Source organism: Streptococcus hyointestinalis (genome assembly GCF_011039275.1).
Lineage (GTDB): Bacteria > Bacillota > Bacilli > Lactobacillales > Streptococcaceae > Streptococcus > Streptococcus hyointestinalis_A.
In genome coordinates this window covers 423,651-446,986 of the sequence record NZ_JAAKGB010000001.1, presented here as the reverse complement: position 1 = coordinate 446,986, position 23,336 = coordinate 423,651, and the positions used below count along the sequence as shown (strand labels likewise).

The following is a 23,336-nucleotide window of genomic DNA, read 5'->3' as shown; positions in this document are numbered from 1 at the left end:
GCTCTCCTAGTTCGTTTTGCTTTGTCGCTTAACCCGTTGCCCAAAGAATTGGTACAAATCTACTCTCAAGGTTCCATTGTAGAGTTTGCGTTTCTTATCCGCTTGGCGTCCAAATTTTGACTCAAACTGCTCATCGCTAGTCAAAATAAACAGACTCCAAGTCTTCAATGGGGCAAAGGTTTCACCCATTTCATTATACAAAATATCCACTGCTTTGTCATCAAGTAAGCGCTCACCGTACGGCGGATTAGAGATGATGACACCACCAATCTTATCAGTCCTAAAGTCCTGCAGACGCATTTGCTTGAAAGTGACAATATCATCAACACCAGCTGCCTTGGCATTTTCCTTGGCAATCTCAACCATGCGTGTGTCAATATCAAAGCCTGAAATATCAAGCTCAATCGTCTCATTGATAGCTTTTTTAGCTTCAGCACGCACACTAGCCAGGACAGCTTTATCAACCCATTCCCACTGTTCAAAAGCAAAGCTGCGCTTGAGCCCTGGTGCGATATTCTTGCCCATAAGAGCTGCCTCAATGCAGAAAGTCCCAGAACCACAAGTCGGATCCACCAAAGGTTTGTCTGGATACCAGTTGGACAGTTCTAGGATAGCCGCTGCCATATTTTCCTTGATTGGAGCACCACCCTTATCCACACGATAGCCACGCTTAAAGAGACTAGAGCCAGTCGTGTCAATCATAATAGTCGCTTGGTCTTTTAGAATAGACACTTCGATTTTATACTCTGCTCCAATTTCCTGCAAAGGCACGCCTTCAGGTCGATGGTAAACCTTTTGCAGTTTTTTGACAACTGCTTTTTTCGTGATAGCTTGCACACTAGGTTCATTGTGCAGTTTTGACTTGACACACTTAGCCTTAGCTATGGGAAAAGTCGCACCTAATGGCAGGTAGTTCTCCCAGTCTAGCTTAAAGACGCCTTGGAACAACTCCTCAAAAGTTTTCGCTGGAAAACGCCCAACAATAATCTTGATACGGTCAGCTGAGCGCAGCCAGAGATTGGTCTTTGCGATTGTCTTAATATCACCGTCAAAGTAAACCTTACCATTATCCACTTGGCAATCAATCCCAAGCGCTCTCACCTCACGCCCAACCACTGCCTCTAAACCAGCTGCTGCTGTTGCTACTAAATTAAAATGTTCTTTCATATCCTACCCTTACTTTCAAAAAGATAGGAGCTGAACCCATAGCCCAGCTCCTAAAAACCTATTATGCAATTTTCTATAAGCCATGTTTTGTTCCGGCGGCAACTAGGTCTTGCCACCTTCGATAATCATCTGTCTACTGCAAAAGCAGTCAGGATAGATCGTTCGTTTCCAACTATCCCATGCCCCTACCAAAGTTTGGGTTGCTAGCTTGAGGGGTTTACCGCGTTCCACTTTTTAGGTTTCCCTAAAAACTACGTCACTGTGGCACTTTTCAGATCTACTTGAGCATATCAAAGACTTAGCTCTTTTGATCGCCGTAAGGTATCGCTACCTCCCTAGGCTTATTTTTTCGCCTAGCACAAACACTACCGGCATCACAGCCAGTGCTAGCATGGACTTTCCTCATGGTATCTAAACACCACGCGATTATCCAAAAATTGCACAGTTTTTATTATTCTCTGATTTGTTTGCCAAAGACTTCCTTTTCAAGGCGACTAATACGTTTTAAAATATCTAGGTTAGTCGCAGTTTGCGAGCTTTTAACAGCCTGCGGCTGCTCCGCATAGAAAGAATTGGTCTTGCGATAAGCTGAAGCCATGTCTTTTGGTTGTTCGGCATTGGCTTTTTTAAGGTTTGCATTTTCTGCCTTCAAGCGCTCAATCTCTGCCATAAAGGCTTCATAGTCCTTGATGACATCATCTAAAAATTCATCTACTTCGCTGCGGTCATAACCACGCATGGCAACCTTAAAGTCTTTTTCAAAGATATCCTTGGGGATATATTTCACATTCATACGGCTCTAATCTCCCTTACATTCAAATCGTTAGCGCACTAAGTATACTAAGCGCTTCTTAATGATACCTAAATTTACGCTAAAAATCAAGCTAAATAAGGTCATTACACTAAAATATTACCTCTATTCTTCTTGTGCGATTTCATTTAAGCGATCAAAGGTCAGATAGGTTATGGGATAATGGCTCTCACTTCTCATAAGCCCTAAAAGGTACTTGAGATTAGTCTCTAGCTCCTCATCGTAAAAAAGATAAGCCTCGTCGGTGTTGCTAATAACAAAGCGATTGTGGTTGGCAAATTGGCTTGGGTTGTCATAGCTAGGATACGAAAACTTAACAAAATCAACGTTTTTGAAAGCTTGTAACTTTTCTTGATTAGCTTCATTCCAGTTGCTACCGTGATTTTCAAAAGGAAATAGTGTTGCCATACTAAACTCATATCCTTCTTCTTTTAAGTCCTTTGCCACCTCAAGTGCCCAATACTCAAAGCCGAGATTGCCCATAAAAATGAACCAGTCTGTCCCCTCATCCAAAAAATGAATGAGGTCTTTTCGTATCGCTTGCTTAATAATCGCAAGCTTAGGGTCACTATCTGTAAAGATTCCCAACTCAAAACTTTTATAGCCCGAAATTAAAACTGCAGTCATTTTATGTAATCCTTTCTGAAAATATGGTATAATAGTATGGCTTATAACTTATAAGGAAAATGGTGTTAGGAGTTTTCAACAATGGTAAACTATCCTCATGGACTTATTCGTAAAAGCACCCCTCTTCGTTCTAACAAGTCTAAGCGTAAAACGGTGGATTTTGCTAACCGTGGGATGAGCTTTGAGGCTGCAATCAATGCAACCAATGCTTATTACCTCTCACGTAAGATTGCAGTCATCCATAAAAAGCCAACCCCTATCCAGATTGTCAAGGTTGACTATCCAAAGCGCAGCCGTGCTAAGATTGTCGAGGCTTACTTTAGACAAGCTTCTACAACAGACTACTCTGGTGTTTACAAGGGACGCTACATTGACTTTGAAGCCAAAGAGACCCAGCAAAAGACAGCCATGCCTATGAAAAATTTTCATCAGCATCAAATTACGCACATGGCCAATGTTGTCGAACAAGACGGGATTTGCTTTGTACTTTTGCATTTTTCAACCTTAAAAGAAACCTATCTCTTACCTGCCAAACTCTTGATTGACTTTTATCAAGTTGATTTAGGTGCCAAATCCATGCCTCTTGATTATATCAAAAAAAATGGATTTGAAATTAGTTTGGGCGCTTATCCGCAAGTTCCTTACTTGGAAGTTGTGGACGATCATTTATTTTAGGCGGTGATTATCATAAAAAAGACAGTATTTAAATGGCTGAAATATGGTATTGGTATTGCTATCAGCCTCTTCATTGTTGCAGTTATTGCCGGTGCTTCTTTATTTGCTTACTACGCAGCAACAGCACCAAAATTATCCGAAAAATCACTCAAATCAGCAAACTCCAGCTTGGTCTACGATGCCAATAACAACTTGATTGCTGACCTTGGTTCTGAAAAACGTGAGAGCGCAAAGACTAGCGACATTCCTCTCAACTTGGTCAATGCCATTACTTCCATTGAGGACAAGCGTTTCTTTAAACACCGTGGTGTCGATGTTTACCGTATCTTGGGTGCAGCTTTTCACAATCTGACCAGCTCGAGTACCCAAGGGGGGTCTACCCTTGACCAACAGTTGATTAAGCTTGCTTACTTCTCCACAAAAGAATCCGACCAAACCCTAAAACGTAAAGCGCAAGAGGTTTGGATGGCTATTCAGATGGAGCGTAAATACACCAAAGAAGAAATCCTCACCTTCTACATCAATAAGGTCTACATGGGAAATGGGAACTACGGTATGCTAACAGCTGCCAAGTCTTACTACGGCAAAGACCTAAAAGACCTCTCCATTGCTCAGCTGGCACTGCTTGCTGGTATCCCACAAGCCCCAAGCCAGTACAATCCTTATGACCAGCCAGAAGCTGCGAAAACAAGACGTGATACCGTTCTTCGTGAAATGTACAAAGACGGCAATATCACAAAGTCAGAGTACAACACAGCTATTGCAACACCTGTCACAGATGGACTGCAAGAACTCAAAGAGTCTACAAGCTATCCTAAATACATGGATAACTACCTTAAGCAAGTTATCGAGCAAGTCAAGGATAAGACAGGACAGGACATCTTTACAGCTGGACTCAAGGTCTACACCAATATCATCCCAGAAGCGCAACAACAACTCTACGATATCTACAACACTGGGCTTTATGTCAACTATCCAGATGACGATTTGCAAGTGGCTTCAACAGTTGTTGACGTCACAAACGGTAAGGTTATCGCTCAATTAGGTGGACGTAATCAAGACACCAACGTCTCCTTTGGTACCAACCAAGCGGTGCTGACAGACCGTGACTGGGGTTCAACCATGAAACCTATCACAGACTATGCACCAGCTATTGAGAGTGGTAAATACACCTCGACAGCTCAGCGTCTGAACGACTCGATTTACTACTGGCCAGGAACAAGCACGCAGATTTACGACTGGGATAGACAATACCTTGGTTGGATGACCATGCAAACCGCTATCCAACAATCTCGTAACGTCCCTGCTGTGCGTGCCCTTGAAGCAACTGGACTTGATTATGCCCTCAAGTTCCTCAATGGACTTGGTATTGACTATCCAGAGTTGCTCTACTCAAATGCTATCTCAAGTAACACCAGCAGCTCCGACCAAAAATACGGTGCTAGCTCTGAAAAAATGGCTGCTGCTTACGCTGCCTTTGCTAATGGTGGTACATACTACGAACCACAGTATGTCAATAAGATTGAATTTAGCGATGGAACAACTGAAACCTATGACGCTAAAGGTAGCAAGGCGATGAGCGAGACAACCGCCTATATGATGACTGACATGATGAAAACTGTACTGACTTACGGTACAGGGACACGTGCTAGCATCTCAGGCGTTATTCAAGCTGGTAAGACTGGTACATCCAACTACAGCGATGATGAGCTTGCTCAAATCGAAGCGTCTACAGGTATCTACAACAGTGTCGTAGGTACCATGGCGCCAGATGAAAACTTTGTCGGCTACACCAACAAATACGCTATGGCTGTCTGGACAGGTTACAAGAACCGTCTCACACCAATCTATGGTAACGGTCTTTACGTTGCAACCGACGTCTACAAGGCGATGATGACCTATCTGACAAACGGTTACAGCTCAGACTTCACAATGCCAAGCGGACTCTATCGCAGTGGTGGCTACCTCTATCTTAGCGGCACAACACCAAGCTATTTGAGCACAGCAACTACCTATAGTAGCAGCTCAAGCACGTCTACTAGCACGTCCTCTACTGATGAGAGCGAAAGCCAAGATGAAGAGGATGAGTCAAGCACTGAAAGCTCTTCTGACACAAACTCTCAACAAACAGATACAGAAGATGACGACAGCGAGGACAACAGTACCGTAAACAACGGTAATCATTTTAACAACCCATAATAAAAACCAACCTTAGGGTTGGTTTTTATTTGCTATCAATAGACCTGTGTATACGATAGAGAACAGCTCGAGCCACAGGCTGGGCAATCACGGCTTCTACAAGAAAGGCAATCGTCATGTTGCGAGCAAGACTTGCTATATAGGTAGAAAGCCCCATCCAATAAACGTGACCACTACCAATCCAAGTACCAACAAGTGTCATGACAATAGCTATCATGCAGACATTAAACAAGATAGTGATGGTGATTTTGGCATTAAAACTATCTGTCTCTGCTGTAAAGCGATTCATGAGCTTTTCTGCTGGTGAATGTGTCAAAAGAACGAGAATGACGATAATCAGCCAAATCCTAGGTAGAAGCGTGAGAGTGTGCTGATAGGTCTCAAGCGAAAAGCCCTGCGTCAAGCAAGAAATCAAGGGCGCAATAAGATTGACCGAGATAAGGGACACAATCAGCAAAAACAAGGCAAATTCACGCTTGTTGCGGGGTAACTTCATGTAAAATTCCATTTTTCCTCCTAAAAGACAAAAAGAAACCAGCCACTGGGCTGATTTCTTTTACGCCTTATCTTTATGAAATAACTTTATGATACTTTTATTGTAGCACCTTTGGTCTGAAAAAACAAGATTAGTGACTTGCAAGTGCTCCCATTGGATCCCACGGTGCCAGCACTTGTGGCTCTGCTTCGTAGGCTTTGAGTTCTTCTTCAGTTAACAAGTCTTTACGGACAACGATTTGGTAAGTGTACTCGTCCATCCAGCTATCAGATGCGACAAAGTAACCTTTTTGTCCGACCTTGTCACCCCATGAGTTTTCAACTTTCCATTTGAGGGATCTGCCATCGGCATCCAAATCCACACCTGTCAAGACCATAGCATGTGTCATGAGACTCTCGCTGTAATCTAGACGTCCTGCCTTGTCTTGAGTCAAGTGGATGTCCATGCTTGAGGCGAAATCGTAAGTGTTTGTCGCCATGATACCAGCTTGACGGTCGCTTGATTGACCGACATCAGAACCAAACCAAACAGTTTCTCCAGATTGTAATTGAGCGATAGCAAGCTCTTTAAAGCGATCCATCTCAAGGTTGATGTATTTAACTGGGCGGCTACCCACGACATTTCCGAGTAACTCAACAGTATAAGATTTGCCAAAAGGTTTGTCAGCTGTTGGGGCGTTGATAACAGAAACGTAGTCAGAGAGTTTTAAGCCAACATACTTTTCAAAGAAAGCTTGCGGTGTGATGTCTTTTTCCACGTGATAAGCATTGTCTTTGTCACGGAAAGCAAAGTCAAATTGACGTGGTGGCAAGCCAAGTGTCATAGCTAAGAAGTTAAAGATTTCTTGCAGAAGCTCTTCTTTCTTAGCTTGAACAGTAGCTTCGTCTGCTCCACTCTTAATCAAGTCACGCAAGATTTGCGCATCTTGGCGAAGGAGTTTGTTTAAGTATTGGTTCAACTCACGGCTGTTGCTTGAAGCGACAGACTCTGGGTAGACAGATTTTGGTACAACACCGTATTTTTCAAAAAGGGAAACGACCATGTCCCATTGACCACCGTCTTGTTGAGGAGTGTCAAGGAGAAACTTAACCTTGCGGCTCTCTGTTGACTCAGAAGCCGTTGCGATGATTTGCTCTAAGAACCAGTTTGATTTTTCATACTTGTCCCAGAAAAAGGTGTGAGCCTGTGACAGCTCAAAGTTTTCAAGCTTGAACTCGCTGATGAGTTTGTGGCGGAAAGTGTTTAGAGCAGCAAACATCCAGCAGCGTCCAGACGCTTTTTGGTTAGCCACTTCATCTTTTGTCAAATCAATAGAAAAAGCATAGTCGTTGTCCACAGCACTTTGGCGGGTTTCAAGAGATTTCAAAAGCCCGTTGTGAGTGACGGCATTTTCAATAGCACGGTACTTGGCATTTTCTTCAAATGCTTGGTAGAGTTTGTCTGTAAAGTTTTGTGTTAATTCTGACATAGTGCCTCCTTTGTTTGCATTTATATGTGATAACACTTACCATTATAGACCTTTCTTAGATTTTTTCAAGTCGTAATGGCTTAGGCTTTCCAAAAATCATCAAATATCGTAATCGGCAAGTGGCGCTTGTGCTCTCCCTTTTTCCACCAGTTTTCGATAATGTCTTGGGCAGATTTAGAGATGGTCTTACCTTCTAGGTAGTCGTCAATCTCATTATAAGTGACACCGAGCGCTACCTCATCAGCGATACCTGGTTTTTCCTCTTCAAGGTCGGCTGTTGGCACTTTTTCATAAAGCGCTTTGTCAGCTCCCAGATACTCGAGCAACTGCTTACCTTGGCGTTTATTGAGACGGAAAATCGGTAAAATATCCGCACCACCATCGCCAAACTTGGTGAAAAAGCCTGTGAGGTTTTCTGCAGCGTGGTCTGTCCCGATGACAGCACCAGAAGTCTCACCAGCCACAGCATACTGGCTAATCATGCGCTGACGTGCCTTGATGTTGCCTTTATTGAAGTCTGAAATAGCAAGTCCAGCCTCTTCTAGGGCAGCTACCTGCGCATCAACAGCGCCTTTGATGTTGATGGTCATGGTTTTATCAGGTTTGATAAAGGAAAGCGCCGCTTGCGCATCGTCCTCATCAGCCTGCACGCCATAAGGCAGACGAATAGCGATAAACTTATAATTTTCCTTTGTTTCAGCTCGCAATTCCTCAACAGCTAGCTGAGCAAGACGCCCTGACAAACTGGAGTCCTGTCCACCTGAAATACCCAAGACATAAGTCTTAAGGAATGGGTGTTTTAGCATGTAGGCTTTTAGAAAATCAATGGATTTTCTGACTTCTTCTTCTGGGTTGATTGTCGGTTTAACGCCTAATTGGCTGATAATATCTTCTTGTAAGGTCATTTTACTTCTCCTTTGGCGTAGGTATCACGGCGGATACGGTCAATTAAGTTCATCTTGTGCTGCCAAACATCACGTGCCAAGTCCACAGGATAATCTTGTGGATTGAGCACCCGCTTGTACTCATCCCAGAGCTTGTCAAACTCTTTTCTGGCATAGACTTGGATGTCTTCAAGACTTGGTAGACTGTAGACCAGCTCTCCCTTGTCAAAGATGTCTACTAAAAGCGGCACAGCGTCAAAATCACGCACGGTTTTGTTGATATAAGTATAGGTCGGATGGAACATCTCAATCTCATCAAGGCTGGTCACATCGCTGTCAGCGAAGGTGATATAGTCCCCCTCAGACTTGCCTTTTTCACGACTGGTAATGCGCCAGACCTGCTTTTTGCCTGGGGTTGAGACTTTTTCAGCGTTGTTTGAGAGCTTGATACGGTCAACCATTTGCCCATTATCATCTTCGATAGAGACAATCTTATAGACCGCACCGAGCGCTGGCTGGTCATAGGCTGTAATCAGCTTAGTCCCAACACCCCAGACATCTATCTTAGCCTTTTGCATTTTGAGGTTGAGGATGGTATTTTCATCAAGGTCGTTTGAAGCGTAGATCTTAGCGTCTGGAAATCCTGCCTCGTCCAGCTGCTGGCGGACTTTTTTAGACAGATAGGCAAGGTCACCAGAGTCTAAGCGCACGCCCAAGAAATTGATACTGTCTCCCAGCTCCTTTGCGACACGAATAGCCGTTGGCACACCGCTTCGGAGCGTGTCAAAGGTGTCCACTAGAAAAACACAGTCCTTGTGAGTCTTAGCATAAGCCTTGAAAGCCTCATAGTCATTGCCATAAGCCTGCACAAGCGCATGCGCATGCGTCCCTGAGACAGGAATGCCAAAGAGCTTGCCAGCACGCACATTAGACGTTGCATTGGCGCCACCAATAACCGCTGCACGTGTCCCCCAGATAGCAGCGTCCATCTCTTGGGCACGGCGTGTGCCAAACTCTAAGAGCGGCTCATCATCAATCACCGAGCGAATGCGAGCTGCCTTGGTCGCCACCAAGGTTTGAAAATTGACAATATTTAAAATCGCTGTCTCCACCAACTGACACTGAGCCAGTGGCCCTTCGATTTGCACGATGGGTTCATTGGCAAAGACCAAATCACCTTCTCTTGCTGAGCGCACAGACAAGGTCATCTCCAAATGACGAAGATAATCTAAAAAAGGCTCGTCATAACCTAGCGTCTCTAGGTAAGCTAGATCGCTTTCAGAAAACTTGAGATTTTCCAGATACCGCACGATACGCTCTAAACCTGCAAAAACAGCGTAGCCATTTTTAAAGGGCTCTTTTCGAAAATAAACTTCAAAGACCGCATTTTTATCATGAATGCCCTGCTCGAAATAGACCTGCATCATATTGATCTGATAGAGATCGGTGTGCAAGGTTAAACTGTCGTCTTGAAACATAGATACTCCTCCAGGCGGGCTCGCCCGCTTTCATCATTAGTTAACATTATAACATATTTTAAAAATAAGGTTAAAACATTGTGATTTTTAGAACATATCACAGCAAAAAAGCCTAGGGCTTTGCCTAGACTTTCTATTTTAGTAATGTTCTGTGATGTAGTGGTAGACGCCCTGTCCTGCGATAGCCCCCTCACCAACAGCTGTAGCAATCTGACGGAGGTCTTTTTGTCTGACGTCCCCAATGGCAAAGACACCAGGAACCTTTGTTGTCATGTCTGTATCTGTGATGACCCAGCCATTCTCATCTGTGATACCAAGGTCAGACACCATGTGTGAGGCTGGATTCATACCGACATAGATGAAAATGCCTCCAAAGGCATGCTCAGACAGCTCACCTGTCTTGACATTTTCCACAAGGACACCGCTCACCTTTGTCTCATCGCCCTTGATTTCCTTGACAACTGAATCCCAGATAAAGTGGATTTTGTCATTGGCAAAGGCTCTATCTTGGATAATCTTTTGCGCACGCAACTCATCACGACGGTGGATAATTGTCACTGACTTGGCAAACTGCGTGAGGTAGATAGCCTCTTCTACCGCAGAGTCACCACCACCAACAACCAGCAAATCTTGGTCTCTAAAGAAGGCACCGTCACACACCGCACAGTAAGAAACCCCACGGCTAGTATACTCTTCCTCACCAGGTACGCCCAAAAGACGATATTTAGCACCTGTGGCAAGGACGATGGTCTTTGCTTCATAGCTAGCGTCCTCAGTGATGACACGCTTGATGTCACCGTCAACTTCTACTTTTTGGACGATACCGTAGATGTTTTCAACTTTGAATTTCTCAAGCGGCTCGTACATTTTCATCGAAAGCTCTGGTCCTGAGATGTTATCATATCCTGGATAATTTTCAATCTCAAAGGTGTTGTTCATCTGACCACCAGGAGCACCTTGCTCAATAATCCCCACCTTAAGATTTGACCTAGCAGCATAGAGAGCTGCTGTCATCCCTGCTGGTCCTGAACCAATAATCAATGTATCGTACATCACATATCCTCCTTAACTGATAAAACGTCAACTGCTGTTTGTAGCCTATATTGTATAGCAAAAGGTCAAAAAAGCCAACTGTTATGCTCTCAACATGACAATCAGCGTGGTGAAGGCAAAGGCAAGTATAGGGACAGTAATCAAAGTGATGATAATCATATCATATAAAAACGCCTGACGTTCTTTGGCTGTTTTATCCTTATGTCTAGACATCCGCCACAAGAGCCATATCCCACTCACCACTAGAGTCACTATCAAAGCTGTCAACAAGCCAGAGCCGTAAAATTGCACCATTTGAAAAAACATACCAAAACCTCTTATCCTTAGATTATCATACGAAAAAGGTTGGGACTAAGCCTCAACCTCGCTATAAACATAACTTCTAAGACTGTTTAATGCGCTTATATATCACCTTTTTAGTGATAATCACTTTTCATTATAACAAAAGTTCCGCCTTAAACATAGGTTTTACTATAATTCGCAAAAAATTCTTTGGTACGCTCTTTTTTAGGGTGCTTAAAGATTTCTTCTGGTGTGCCCTGCTCAAGGATACGCCCGTTTTCCAAAAAGAGGACTTTATCTGCCACTTGATAAACAAAGTTCATATCGTGGCTGACAAGCACCATGGTCTGTCCTTGCTTAGCTGCGTTGGCGATGGATTTTTCAACCTCACCGACAAGCTCGGGGTCAAGGGCACTGGTTGGCTCATCAAGCAAGAGCACATCTGGCTTCATAGCTAGCGCACGAGCCAGTGCCACACGTTGCTTTTGCCCACCTGAGAGGTGTCTTGGATAGTGGTTTTCACGGTCAGACAGTCCGACCTTAGCTAGCTCTTCCTTGGCAATAGCTGTCGCTTCTTGGTCAGACATTTTTTTGACCACTTTTAGACCCTCTTTGACATTGTCAAGGGCTGTGCGACGCTCAAAGAGATTGAACTGCTGAAACACCATAGCAAGCTTTCTGCGTAAGGCCAAAATCTGCTCTTTAGTGATGGTTTTAAAATCCACCTTGAAGTCATCAATGGTGATAATGCCTGAATCTGGCTCTTCAAGGTAGTTTAAGCTACGCAAGAAAGTAGACTTCCCAGCACCAGAAGCACCGATAAGCGCAACGACCTCTCCTCGCTCAATGGTGAGGCTCAAATCATCCAGCACCTTATTGCCAGAAAAAGATTTTGATAAATGTTCAACTGTAATCATCAATGTTCTCCTTCCGTAATCACATTGGTAATCGTCTCTGGAGTCTTTATCGCCATACGGCGCTCAACGAAGTTTCCAATCTGCTCGATGATGATACTAATCACCCAGTAGACAAGGGCAACCGAGATAAAGCGCTCAAAGTAGCGATAGTCTGAACCACCTAAAATCTTGGCTTCAGCAAACATCTCGACAATCCCTGCGTTAAAGGCGAGTGAGGTTCCCTTGGTCAAGCCAATCAAGCTGTTAATCAAGGTTGGAGTCGCAATGACCGCAGCATTTGGAATGATGACACGACGATAAATCTGAGCCGTTGTCATCCCCAGACTCTTAGCTGCCTCAATCTCGCCATCATTAACCGCTAAAATAGCAGCACGCAAGGTTTCGCTGGTGTAGGCAGCTTCGTTAAAGGCAAAAGCTGCAATGGCAAAGACCTCAGCAGGAATGGCATTGACATTCCAGTTGAAACCGTAGCGCTTATTCAGGTAATTGAGAAAGAGCGGAATACCGTAGTAAGTCAGCATCAATTGCACCAAAATCGGTGTCCCACGCAAGAAACTTACAAAAACAGCTTGGATAGGGTAGATGATTTTGGTTTTATTGATTTTGACAATGGCAAACAACAGTGCTAGAAGTAAGCCAAACAAAGCGCCAAAAAAAGTTAAACTAAGAGTAATCGGCAGGCGGCTCAAAATCTCTGGAATGCCGTTAAAGACGGCGCGTAGACTAAAAGTCTGCCCAGATGGGATGTACTCCATTAAGCGATCGTACCAAGCCCATGATGCTAAGACTAAATTCATCTGCTATTTTCCTTTTCTATCGTTTTTCTATTTTACCATTGTAACACCACAAGAGCGATTTTGTAAATGATTTAAACCTCATCCCGTGATAAGAAAAAGCTATCACAGTGATAGCTTTTTTATAAGACTCAATCAATGTCACTCACATAATCCCCACCAAAATAGGTCTGGCTGAGTTTGGCTAGGGTACCATCTTTTTTCAAGGCTTTGATACGCTTATCAATGAAGGTTTTGAGTGTTTTTCCTTTATCGTTTTTAGGAAGGAGCAGGTACTCAAGACCTTCGGTTGATTTTTCGACCTTGTCCTTGACGCTTGAGACTGTCAAGTCCATGCCTTGGTCTTTGACGATGTAGTTTGATGAGATGGCGTCGTAGAGAATAAAGTCAATCTTACCACTCTCGATATTTTTCAAACGGCTGGAGATACCTGTTGTACCTTCGACATAGTTGATAGTGATTGGTGTCTTGTCTGGGTGTTCAGCGTTCCAATTTTCTAAAATCTGTGCATAGTTAGAGCCTGCAATAGCTTCTGTGGTTTTACCTGAGAGCTGGCTGAGAGAGGTGTATTTTTTGCCCTTGGCAGAGGTGATAGCGTAGTTGGAGCGTGAGATAGGGTCTGAGAAAAGGTACTTTTGCGCACGCTCCTCGTTGTAGTTGTAGTCATTAGCTGCAAGATCGTACTTGCCAGCGTCCACACCTACAGTGATACTATCAAAAGGAACGGTCTTAAAGGTGACCTTGTACTTAGACCCCTTAAAAATCGCCTTGACCACCTCGATGTCATAGCCTTTAAAGCTATTGCCTTTTTTATAGGTAAAGGGAGCTGTATCAGAGTCTGTCGCAACGACAAGCGTCTCCTTGCTGTCAGCATGAGCGCTAAGGCTTGCACCAGCTAATAAAACAGCTAGAGCTAGAAAAAGAATCTTCATCCGTTTCATAGACATACCAATCTTTCTGTTTAAGTTTGATGTAAGACTAGTCTAACACCAATTGGCAGACTTGACTAATACCTCTTTTCTATCAAGCTATAAGAAAAAGCTATCACAAAAGCACCTCGATTGAGGTGCTTGTTCGGTTTTAAAAACTTTGGCGCTTGGCTTTACGCTCTGCACGTCCTTTAGCACGATTGGCGGCACGGCGTTCTTTGCGGCGCTTTTCATCCACTTTCCACTGGATTTTTTTCTTGTAGCCTGGCTTGATTTTTTTCTTTTTCTTTTTAACCAAACCAATCATTTCAGTATCTAGTTTTTGATAAGCTTTTTCACGATTTGCCCTGCGGTCACGGTCATAAGTGTCCTGAAATTCACCATTTTTGATGACCTTTGGCACAAAGCGAATGCCCATCTTCTCCAGCTCACGAATATCAGAGTCGTCGCTTGGCTGATAAAGGGTAATGGCAATACCAGAAAGCCCATTACGCCCTGTACGCCCAACACGGTGGACAAAGAAAGATAGGTCTTGAGGAATGCTGTCGTTGATGACATGGCTCACGCCCTCAATATCAATCCCACGTGCTGCAAGGTCGGTTGCGACAATGTACTCATAGTCTAGCTGCTTGACTTGGTTCATGATACGCTTACGCTCACGTGGCGAAATCCCTCCGTGAATCTTTGCCACCTTGAGCCCATTGCTGTACAGATAAGCATGCAAATCATTAGCACGTTCCTTGGTATTGACAAAAATCATGGCAAGAAATGGCTGCAAGAGTTTTGAGATTTCTAGAATTTGCGCATTTTTATCACGTCCTTTAGTAGAAATCAACCAGTTGTCGATAGTGTCTGCGATGACCGTCTCTGTCTTGATAGTTTCCATGACAGGATTGGTCAGGTATTTCTTCAAGAAAGGTTGCAATTTTTGCGGAATGGTGGCTGAAAAGACCAAAATCTGCACATCTTTTGGTAGACTAGCTGCAATCTTATCCACAGTCCCCAAAAAGCCCATGTCCAGAGTCATGTCCGCTTCATCCACAACAAAAGTATGCGCCTTGTGAATATCAAGGTCACCAGACGCAACTAAGTCATAGATACGCCCAGGTGTGCCGATAACGATATGTGGCTGGTTTGCCTTGAGCTTTTCAATCTGGCGCTTCTTGTCCGTACCGCCCACATAGTGCCCAATGCGAATAGGATTCTTGGCATGGCTTGCGATTTGCTTAGTCGCTTGGTAAATCTGCGTTGCTAGCTCACGGCTAGGTGCTGTGATTACCACTTGTGTTTCGTTTTTAGCTTCATCTAGTTTCTCAAAAATAGGGAGCAAGAAAGTGTGGGTCTTTCCTGAGCCCGTCTTTGACTCACCGACCAAGTCACGCCCAGAGCGCACAATGGGAATCAGCTTTTGCTGAACGGGTGTTGGATCGACAAAGCGAAGCTCATCAAGCGCTTCTTGAATGTAGGGTTTAAAGTTAAAATCTCTAAAAGTCATATCTTCTCTCTCTTTGTTTTCGTTCTTTTTATTATAGCATGATTGCCCTTTAAAAAGCAAAAGACTGAGAAAATTCTCAGTCTATCGCCTTATAAATAGAGAATGGCTAGGGTGATGGCTGACATGACAATCCCAACGCACCACAAGAAAGCGTCAACTCTCCACTCACTCCAAGTTGACCCCTTCCCAGTCAAACCACCTAACTCTAGGTGGTGATGAAAAGGTGTCATCCTAAAGATACGCTTGCCTTCTCCTGTTTTTTTCTTGGTGTATTTAAAGTAAGTCACCTGTAGCATGACAGAGGCTGTCTCAAAGACATAGACAAAACCAATGAGAAGTAGTGTCCACTCTTGACGCAGGGCAATGGAGATGGCAGCCAGCATAGCACCGAGAGCGAGACTGCCGACATCTCCCATAAAGACCTTGGCTGGCTTGTGATTAAAGACAAAGAAACCTAACAATGCCCCAATCATAGTCACAATAATGGTCAAAATATCAAACTGCTTTTGCATAATAGCGATAACAGCGTAAGCGACTAAACTGATAACAACAGAGATAGACGCTAGCCCATCAATACCATCTGTCAGGTTGACCGCATTTGAAAAGCCTACAACCCAGAAAAGCACAAAGAGCAGATAAAAGACACCTAGATGCAGATGATAGCCAAAGATGTTAATCGAGTCTGTCCCACTTGGACGCACATGGATAAAGTAGAAAAGCAGCCCTGCAATAATCTGCAAGCTCATCTTCTGCCAAGGCGTAAGCCCTTCGTTGATTTGTTTGAAAATTTTCAAGAAATCATCTAAAAAGCCGATAATCCCATAAATCAAAACGACCAGTAAAATACCAAGCGGAGCGCCTAGAGGAGCTTTGTCAAACAAGCTAAAGACAAATCCTACAATGATAGCAACTGCTAGAAAGACTGTCCCTCCCATCGTAGGTGTCCCAGCCTTTGCTAGGTGCTGCTTAACATCTTCGTGCATTTGTTGACCACCAATTTTCTTTAATTGGTAATAACGGATAAACCTTGGCATTGCAAGAACGGTTAGTATAAACGCAATAGCACCTGCCAATAAACTGATTGTCATGTTAGTCTCCTAATGTTATTGTTAATTTCTTCACTTTTTTGATAGCCTTACCTGAGTCGACACTTTGCTTGGTGACAGTCCCTGACTTCTTGCCTTTTATGGTGATGTCAATGCCTGTCCACTTGGCAAAGGTCTCGACATTTTTCTTGGTCCAGCCATACATATCAGGCAGCTCTGTGAGCTTATCAGTAAGGAGCAAGATTTGCTCGTTTTCTGAGAGCTTGCTGCCTGCTGCTTTAGACACTTTACTAATCTTGCTACCATTGCCTAGGATAATCGGCTGAATGATGTTTTGACGTAGTACAACAGCCGTAGATCCTGGGCTTTCTCCGACGATATTTGGCAAGGTGTACTTAGAAGCTGTCGCTTCTTTGACCGTTGAGGTTGTCAAGGTATCTTTCATTGCCATGGCTTGCTCAAGCACAGGATTGAAAATGGTAGACCACTCTGTACCTGTCCATTTTGTTGGTTGTTGGACAGTGACGTACATCATAAAGTCAGGATCATCAGACGGCACCATAGCGATAACAGAGTTAATCGTGTCATTTTGTCCAGTCAAGTAAGAGCCGTTTTCAGCGATTTGGGCTGTACCAGACTTGACGGCGACACTTTGATTGCCGACTTGGATGATAGGCTGACCGTTTGAGATAAGTGTCCCGTAGGTAGAGTCAGTTCCGACAGTGACCATGTAGTCACGGGTCTGACTGGCTGCCTTTTTCGAGATGGGTTTGCCGACAACTTCGGTCGTTGCGGTTCTGCTAGTGTCTGTATTTGGGTCATAGACGCTTCTGATAAACTGTGGCTCAAGCATGACGCCATCGTTTGAGATGGCTGAGAAGGCTCTTAGCATTTGCACACGGGTCACACCGATAGCTTGACCAAAGGAGGTCATAGTACCGTTGACACGTGTTAGGCTAGGAAAGAGCCCGCCATCTTCATTGAGCATACCAAAGCGGGTCGGATAGCCAAAACGGAACTTAGAGAGATAGCTAAACCAAGTGTTGTCTCCCATTTTTTCCTCTAAGATAGACATGCCGACGTTACTTGAGTGGGCAAAACCTTGGGCAAAGTTCATGTACAAGCCTTCGGTTTTACCTTCGTTGACATCCCAGTCACGCACCGTCACGTCACCAACCTCATACTGGTTACTGTAGTAGTACTCTGTCGTGTTAAAGACGCCACTGTCAATGGCTGACGCTAGGGTCATGACTTTCATGGTCGAGCCGGGTTCAAAGTAAGTTTGATAGAGGAGGTCATTTTTATTTGAAAGGTCATTATAGGTTTGAGGGTCAGTTGGGTTGTAGGTCGGACGCTGTGCTGTGGCGAGAATCTCACCGGTTTTGGCGTTGACCAGCGTTGCAGTGATGTTTTTAGCTTCGACCTGACTTTGAAAGGCGTCCAGTTGCCCTTCAAGCAAGGTCTGTAATGGCTCAGAGAGAGTCGTGTAGACGTCCTTACCATTGACAGCTGGTTTTGACTTGATAACAGAACCAAGAAGAGTATTTCCATTGCTGTCTCTTTCGTAGGTGATATAGCCATCCGTTCCAGAAAGGAGGGTATTGAGCGACGCTTCTAAGCCGGTTTTTCCGACTAGCTGGCTACCAGAGTCGTCATCCTCTAGCTGAGCGTAGCCGACAAACTGGGAAGCAAAGATACCATTTGGATAGGTTCTCCCTGGGCTGGTCTCAAAGCCAATTCCATTGATATTAGCTTTTTTCATCGCCTCTTGAATAGCCGTCATGGTCGTGTAGGAAATCCCTTTACCTTTCGTTCCAAAGGAAACTTGGAAAAGATTTTTTTGCTTGAGCTGCTTGAGGACTTCTTTTTTCTCGATACCCAGCTGCTCATTTAAAATCTTTGCAACCGTATTGTACTGCGAGGGCTGGACATAGAGCTTTTTACCGCTACTATCCTTGTAACTCTTTGAGATAATGGCGTAAATGGTATAGGTCGTTGCGTCCTCAGCAATGGCATTACCGTCACGGTCGTAAATAGTCCCACGCTTTGCCTGCACCTTAACGGTTGTTTGATAAACTTTCTTAGCTTCTGCGGACAAGTTCTGCCCAAACTTTTTATCTGTGCCAACAATTACGATAAAATTCACCACAAAAATGAAAAATAGAGCGATGGCTAAAATCATAAGATTCTGCCCTACACGCTCTCTATTTTTCTCTGGGCTTTTTCTATCCTTAATCACATACTTTAAAAAGCGATTGCGTTTCATCGTCTAATCCACCTTTTGAATATTTCCAGTCTTATTGGACAAGCCCGCATTATTAGCAATTTCAGTCACTCGGTCTCTAGTCGTGAGCTCATTGACCTCTTGCTTGGCGTCATCATACTCGGTTTGCTTTTGCGTAATTTGACTATTTAAGTGCGATATTTCCTGCTTTTGCTGTAAATTACGGCTCTGCAAGAAAATAATCCCCACCGCCATGACAATAGCAGTGATGATGATACTCGCATAAAATGCCTTTTCGATACGGGAAAGCTTACGCATACGACGTTGTAAGGCTGTACTTTTAGCCTCGGTTTGTTTAGTGTCATCTGTCATCATATCTTCTCTTAGTCACGAACCTTTTGTGCCACACGTAGCTTAGCTGAGTGCGCACGGTTATTAGCTCTTAATTCTTCTTCACTTGGTAATATGGGTTTGCGATTGACTAGTTTTAATTTTGGCTGCATATCCTCTGGGATAAAAGGAAGCCCTTTTGGCGCATGCAGTTCTGAAGCCTCTTTAAAAAGCTGCTTGGTTAGTCTATCTTCTAGCGAGTGAAAGGTAATCACAGAGATACGCCCATCCACTGCCAACAAATCAATAGCTGCCTGTATCGACTCATCTGCTGCTCCTAGCTCGTCATTGACCTCGATACGAATCGCCTGAAAAATCTGCTTGGCTGGGTGCCCTTTTTTCTTGAGCTCACGAGCTGGCTTTGCTGACTTGATGATGTCAGCTAGCTCTGTTGTCGTCTCGATAGGCTTGTTTTTGCGGTAAGTCTCAATCTTTCTAGCAATTTGCTTTGAGAACTTATCCTCACCATATCTAAAAAAGATACGCACCAAATCGTGATAGTCATAGTTATTGACCACATCATAAGCTGTCAAAGACTGCTCACGGTTCATCCGCATATCAAGTGGCGCATCCTGCTTGTAGGAAAAGCCACGCTCTCTCTCATCTAACTGCGGACTAGACACTCCTAAGTCATACAGGATACCGTCTATTTTATGGACACCACGCTTAGCTAGCTCTTCTCTCAAATGGCGAAAATTGGACTTGATAAAAGTAACCTGCCCCTTTTGGATGTAGTCAGCTAGGCGAATTTGAGCGTTGTCAATCGCTTTTTGATCCTGATCAAAAGCATAAAGGTGCCCCTTGTCATTTAACTGCGACAAAAGATAGCTGCTATGCCCAGCGCCACCAAGAGTCGCATCTACATAGACACCATCTGGCTTGATGTCTAGCATATCCACTGTCTCATGCAATAAAACAGTGACGTGTTTAAATTCGTTAGTCATAATTTCTATTTTACCATAATTTAGGCAAAGGATAAACGAAAAAGCGATTTTACTCCTAGTAACTTGTAAAATCGCAAGATTTTTATTCTCTTATCTGACCAGAACCGTTGATGTAAAATTTGGTGCTGGTTAGAGCTTCTAGCCCCATAGGACCTCTAGCGTGCATCTTTTGAGTAGAAATACCAATCTCAGCACCCAAACCAAAGACAAAACCGTCTGTAAAGCGTGTAGAGGCATTGACATAAACCGCTGCCGCATCTACTTCATCTTGGAAGCGCTCTGCGTGATTGATATTGGTCGTTACAATCGCTTCTGAATGGCGTGTGCTATAGCGATTGACCCAGTTAATCGCATCGTCTAGGCTGTCAACAACCTTGACAGACAAGATATAGTCTAAAAACTCTGTCGCATAGTCCACATCACTGGCTGGAACTGCCGACTTCAGGTAAGACGCCGCTATCTCATCCGCACGAAACTCGACAGCATGGACTTTTTGAATAGCCTCCTCCAAGCGAGGAAGGAAGTCTTTTGCCACACTTTTGTGAACCACTAGGCTCTCGCAGGCATTGCAGACGCTTGGGCGTTGTGTTTTGGCATTGATGACAATACGTGTTGCCATCTCAAGGTCAGCATACTCATCCACATAGATATGAACATTGCCGACACCAGTCTCAATGACAGGCACTTTTGAAGTTTCCTTGACCGTCTGAATGAGCTTAGCCCCACCACGTGGGATGAGCACATCGACATAATCCACCGCCTGCATGAGCTCTCTCGCTACAGCGTGGCTGGTGTCCTCGACAAGTTGCACCGCATTTGGTGTAATGCCTTGAGCTTCTAAACTCTTTTGCACCACATCAACCAGCGCTTTGTTTGAGTTGATAGCGTCACGCCCACCACGCAAAATAATAGCATTTCCAGTCTTAAAGGCAAGGCTAAAAGCGTCAACAGAGACATTGGGACGACTCTCAAAAATCATGGCAATAACACCAAGCGGCACTCGCTTTTGAACGATTTTGAGCCCATCCATGTTGGTGTAGCCACGCACCACTTGTCCAATCGGGTCTGCCAAGTCCGCCACCTGACGAAGCCCTGTGGCGATAGCTTCTAGGCGCTCTCTTGTCAACAACAAACGGTCAACCATAATCTCTGAAATGCCGTTTTCCTCTGCTTTGTCGACATCACGGGCATTTTCAGCTAGGATATAATCTTCACTCTCCAGCAAATCCTTAGCAATCTGGTAGAGCGCCTTGTTTTTAGTGCTAGTTGCTAGGTTTGCTAGGTCGCTGCTGGCTGCTTTTGCCTGCTGTCCCAGTCTATCAATGATTGTCATCTCGTGTCACCTCACTTGCAAAATACGTTCCGATTGTCTCCCCAGAGAGTGCCTTTAGCATTTGTCTTGGGTCTTTGCCGTTCATCAAAATCATCTGACCGCCCACGTCAAACATCATCTGAGCACTCTTAATCTTGCTACGCATACCGCCTGTACCAAACTTGCTTCCAGCGCCGCCTGCTGACTGCCAAATCTCCTCTGTAATCTCTGGCACATAGCTACGCAAAACAGCGTCGTCGTAGATATTAGGATTTTTATCATAAAGCCCATCAATATCTGATAGCATAATCAGCAAATCAGCCTGTGTAAAGCCTGCGACAACGGCAGACAGACGGTCATTGTCCCCAAACTTGGTCTGGTGGTCCATCTCATCCACACTGATGGCGTCATTTTCATTGATGATAGGCACAATCCTCATCTTGAGCAGACTCTCGATAGAGTTGGTCACATTTCTCAAGCTCTCTGGATACTCCACAACATCACGGGTCAATAAAACCTGTGAAACAGTGGTTCTATAGTGGTTAAACATCTGCGTGTAAAGACTCATCATAGCAACCTGCCCAACGCTTGAGATGGCTTGTTGCTGGTCGATTTCCTTAGGACGCTTGTCCATATCAAGGACATTTAAGCCAAAGCCCATGGCTCCAGACGAGACCAAAATCACATCTACCCCACGATTCATCAAGGTTGAGATGACAAAGGCTAAGCCGTCAATACTCTCTAAATTGATTTTTCCATTTGGCAAAATAAGCGTGCTTGTCCCCACCTTAATCACCAAACGCTTTATACTCTCAAAATTTCGTTTCATATCCAAAATTATAACACAAAGCCAGCAAAAAACCTAGATAGGATTATCTAGGCACAAAAGCTCGACGTAAAAAGAAAACAGACAAAACCGCTAGACTCACTCCGTAGATAAAGTACAGCGAAAAGTAAGTCTGTAGCTGTAAAAACTGCAAGAAAAGCATGGCGCAGACACACAAAAGATTGACTAAGATAGAAATGCGTAAGACAAATTTCTCATCTTCTAGACTTTGCAGAACCATCTTTGTACTCTCATAGAGAGGCGATACGCACATAGCGATAACAGTAAACAAGGTGATAGGGATAATATTTTGCGTGATTTCGCTTGAGAGAAAATGCGCTAGGCTGTTTGACAAGCAAACAAGAAGAACAGACAAGACCAGACTCACAGCGTAGGCATTTTTACAAATAGTTTTCAAAAAGGTACTCACCTGTCCTGTTTTTTCTGCTTGCGGTAGATAGACAGAAACTGCTGTCGCATAGACAAAAGCAGGCACACGCACGATAGCTAGCAGCTGACTAGTAACCGCATAGATAGCCAGTATCTCAACCCCAAGTCTTGCCATCAAGGCATCAAACACCATGATAAACAAGACACTCTCTAAGATTTCCTGCCCCATCAAAGGCATACCAAACCGAATCAGCTCACACTTACTCGTCGAGCGAGACGCTAAAGCCTCAAAAACCAGCGGGTAGACCAGCCACAAGTAACTCAGCGATATAAAGGCTAGCGATAAAATGGTCGCTAAAGCTGCACCTTTGATACCAAATACTGGTACAAAGAGATAGTTCAGCCCCACATCTAACAAGGAACTCGCTAGCCCCACCCACATGATAGGTTTTGTTTTCTTTTGCACTCGTAGTAAACTGGTCAACGAAAAGTTCAGTAAGGTCAAGCCTATGTAAGGTGCCATGAGAAGGAGATAGGCTGTTGATAAGTCTAATAGCTGCCCACTAAAGCCGTAGACTTGCCTTAGCAGTATTTTTCCAAAGACAAGTACAAAGACGGCAAAGCCAAGTCCGATTATCCCATCTAGGATGAGGTTTGACTTGAGCAAATCACTAAATCGGCTTCTTTCTTGATTGGCAAAGCTTCTGGCGCTTTTGATATTAAAAGCCAAGCTAAAAGCACCTAACAGCCCACCAAAAGCAAAGAGCAGATTTTGAATAATCGCAATGCTTGACAGAGCAAGAGATGAATTTGCCACAGCAAAATGCAAAGCCAACTGCCCAATGAGAATCTGACCAATCTGTGTCACAATGAGCGGAAAAGCAAAACTGTTGATTTCTTTTGAAGGTATCATTTTTCCTAAAAACTGT

At 44.1% G+C, this 23,336-nt stretch carries 21 protein-coding genes, 1 other RNA gene and 1 pseudogene; 2 read left to right on the top strand and 21 right to left on the bottom strand.

Annotated elements, in window-relative coordinates; translation table 11 throughout:
* Positions 1 to 6: 6 nt before the first annotated feature.
* The 4 genes from G5B60_RS02370 to G5B60_RS02355 all read right to left on the bottom strand — a co-directional run bounded on the left by G5B60_RS02370 (position 7) and on the right by G5B60_RS02355 (position 2,605).
* Entirely contained in the window at positions 7 to 1,167 is a 1,161-nt protein-coding gene (locus tag G5B60_RS02370) for a THUMP domain-containing class I SAM-dependent RNA methyltransferase (RefSeq protein WP_164682402.1), read from the bottom strand.
* A 71-nt stretch (positions 1,168 to 1,238) separates the two neighbouring features.
* An RNA gene (rnpB, locus tag G5B60_RS02365) (RNase P RNA component class B) lies at positions 1,239 to 1,605 on the bottom strand.
* 13 nt (positions 1,606 to 1,618) lie between these two features.
* Positions 1,619 to 1,960 (bottom strand): cell division regulator GpsB, encoded by a 342-nt coding sequence (gene gpsB / locus G5B60_RS02360; protein WP_164682400.1) that lies wholly within the window; start codon positions 1,958 to 1,960, stop codon positions 1,619 to 1,621.
* Positions 1,961 to 2,083: 123 nt separating this feature from the next.
* Positions 2,084 to 2,605: a DUF1273 domain-containing protein gene (locus G5B60_RS02355; RefSeq protein WP_164682399.1), complete on the bottom strand. Its 522-nt coding sequence runs from the start codon at positions 2,603 to 2,605 to the stop codon at positions 2,084 to 2,086.
* Positions 2,606 to 2,686: 81 nt separating this feature from the next.
* Between G5B60_RS02355 and recU the strand changes: the two are divergent.
* Positions 2,687 to 3,312: pseudogene (gene recU / locus G5B60_RS02350) on the top strand (Holliday junction resolvase RecU).
* Complete coding sequence (pbp1a, locus tag G5B60_RS02345; RefSeq protein WP_115271583.1) at positions 3,290 to 5,479, top strand: penicillin-binding protein PBP1A; 2,190 nt, start codon at positions 3,290 to 3,292, stop codon at positions 5,477 to 5,479. The pseudogene recU and the gene pbp1a overlap by 23 nt, the downstream one beginning before the upstream one ends.
* Positions 5,480 to 5,504: 25 nt before the next feature.
* Here the strand turns inward: pbp1a and G5B60_RS02340 are convergent, their stop codons facing one another.
* From G5B60_RS02340 to G5B60_RS02260, 17 genes are all read right to left on the bottom strand, one after another.
* Positions 5,505 to 5,987 carry a hypothetical protein gene (locus G5B60_RS02340; RefSeq protein WP_164682395.1) on the bottom strand — a complete coding sequence of 161 codons (483 nt, stop codon included), beginning with the start codon at positions 5,985 to 5,987 and terminating at the stop codon, positions 5,505 to 5,507.
* Positions 5,988 to 6,105: 118 nt separating this feature from the next.
* Complete coding sequence (gene pepC / locus G5B60_RS02335; RefSeq protein ID WP_164682393.1) at positions 6,106 to 7,443, bottom strand: aminopeptidase C; 1,338 nt, start codon at positions 7,441 to 7,443, stop codon at positions 6,106 to 6,108.
* Positions 7,444 to 7,523: 80 nt separating this feature from the next.
* Complete coding sequence (nadE, locus tag G5B60_RS02330) at positions 7,524 to 8,348, bottom strand: ammonia-dependent NAD(+) synthetase (protein ID WP_164682391.1); 825 nt, start codon at positions 8,346 to 8,348, stop codon at positions 7,524 to 7,526.
* Positions 8,345 to 9,805 carry a nicotinate phosphoribosyltransferase gene (locus G5B60_RS02325; protein WP_164682389.1) on the bottom strand — a complete coding sequence of 487 codons (1,461 nt, stop codon included), beginning with the start codon at positions 9,803 to 9,805 and terminating at the stop codon, positions 8,345 to 8,347. Before G5B60_RS02325 ends, nadE begins: the two co-directional genes overlap by 4 nt.
* A gap of 138 nt (positions 9,806 to 9,943) precedes the next feature.
* Complete coding sequence (gene trxB / locus G5B60_RS02320; protein WP_164682387.1) at positions 9,944 to 10,858, bottom strand: thioredoxin-disulfide reductase; 915 nt, start codon at positions 10,856 to 10,858, stop codon at positions 9,944 to 9,946.
* Positions 10,859 to 10,939: 81 nt separating this feature from the next.
* On the bottom strand, positions 10,940 to 11,164 hold the full coding sequence (locus G5B60_RS02315) for a DUF4059 family protein (protein ID WP_115268444.1): 225 nt from the start codon (positions 11,162 to 11,164) through the stop codon (positions 10,940 to 10,942).
* Between the two features lie 149 nt (positions 11,165 to 11,313).
* Positions 11,314 to 12,057: an amino acid ABC transporter ATP-binding protein gene (locus G5B60_RS02310; RefSeq protein ID WP_164682386.1), complete on the bottom strand. Its 744-nt coding sequence runs from the start codon at positions 12,055 to 12,057 to the stop codon at positions 11,314 to 11,316.
* A complete protein-coding gene (locus tag G5B60_RS02305) occupies positions 12,057 to 12,854 on the bottom strand; it encodes an amino acid ABC transporter permease (RefSeq protein WP_164682385.1) in 798 nt (265 codons plus the stop codon). The genes G5B60_RS02310 and G5B60_RS02305 overlap by 1 nt, the downstream gene beginning before the upstream one ends.
* Before the next feature lie 128 nt (positions 12,855 to 12,982).
* A complete protein-coding gene (locus tag G5B60_RS02300; protein WP_164684102.1) occupies positions 12,983 to 13,792 on the bottom strand; it encodes a transporter substrate-binding domain-containing protein in 810 nt (269 codons plus the stop codon).
* 139 nt (positions 13,793 to 13,931) lie between these two features.
* The gene (locus G5B60_RS02295) at positions 13,932 to 15,275 is read right to left on the bottom strand and encodes a DEAD/DEAH box helicase (protein WP_164682384.1); all 1,344 of its coding nucleotides are present in this window, start codon (positions 15,273 to 15,275) and stop codon (positions 13,932 to 13,934) included.
* An 89-nt stretch (positions 15,276 to 15,364) separates the two neighbouring features.
* On the bottom strand, positions 15,365 to 16,363 hold the full coding sequence (gene mraY / locus G5B60_RS02290; protein WP_164682383.1) for a phospho-N-acetylmuramoyl-pentapeptide-transferase: 999 nt from the start codon (positions 16,361 to 16,363) through the stop codon (positions 15,365 to 15,367).
* Position 16,364: 1 nt separating this feature from the next.
* Positions 16,365 to 18,587 (bottom strand): penicillin-binding protein PBP2X, encoded by a 2,223-nt coding sequence (gene pbp2X, locus G5B60_RS02285; RefSeq protein WP_164682382.1) that lies wholly within the window; start codon positions 18,585 to 18,587, stop codon positions 16,365 to 16,367.
* 3 nt (positions 18,588 to 18,590) lie between these two features.
* The gene (ftsL, locus tag G5B60_RS02280; protein ID WP_164684100.1) at positions 18,591 to 18,917 is read right to left on the bottom strand and encodes a cell division protein FtsL; all 327 of its coding nucleotides are present in this window, start codon (positions 18,915 to 18,917) and stop codon (positions 18,591 to 18,593) included.
* Positions 18,918 to 18,928: 11 nt separating this feature from the next.
* Complete coding sequence (gene rsmH / locus G5B60_RS02275; protein WP_164682381.1) at positions 18,929 to 19,879, bottom strand: 16S rRNA (cytosine(1402)-N(4))-methyltransferase RsmH; 951 nt, start codon at positions 19,877 to 19,879, stop codon at positions 18,929 to 18,931.
* A gap of 82 nt (positions 19,880 to 19,961) precedes the next feature.
* Complete coding sequence (locus G5B60_RS02270; RefSeq protein WP_164682380.1) at positions 19,962 to 21,212, bottom strand: glutamate-5-semialdehyde dehydrogenase; 1,251 nt, start codon at positions 21,210 to 21,212, stop codon at positions 19,962 to 19,964.
* Positions 21,199 to 22,020 (bottom strand): glutamate 5-kinase, encoded by an 822-nt coding sequence (gene proB / locus G5B60_RS02265; RefSeq protein WP_164682379.1) that lies wholly within the window; start codon positions 22,018 to 22,020, stop codon positions 21,199 to 21,201. Before proB ends, G5B60_RS02270 begins: the two co-directional genes overlap by 14 nt.
* Before the next feature lie 43 nt (positions 22,021 to 22,063).
* On the bottom strand, positions 22,064 to 23,320 hold the full coding sequence (locus G5B60_RS02260; RefSeq protein WP_164682378.1) for an MATE family efflux transporter: 1,257 nt from the start codon (positions 23,318 to 23,320) through the stop codon (positions 22,064 to 22,066).
* Positions 23,321 to 23,336 lie beyond the last annotated feature (16 nt).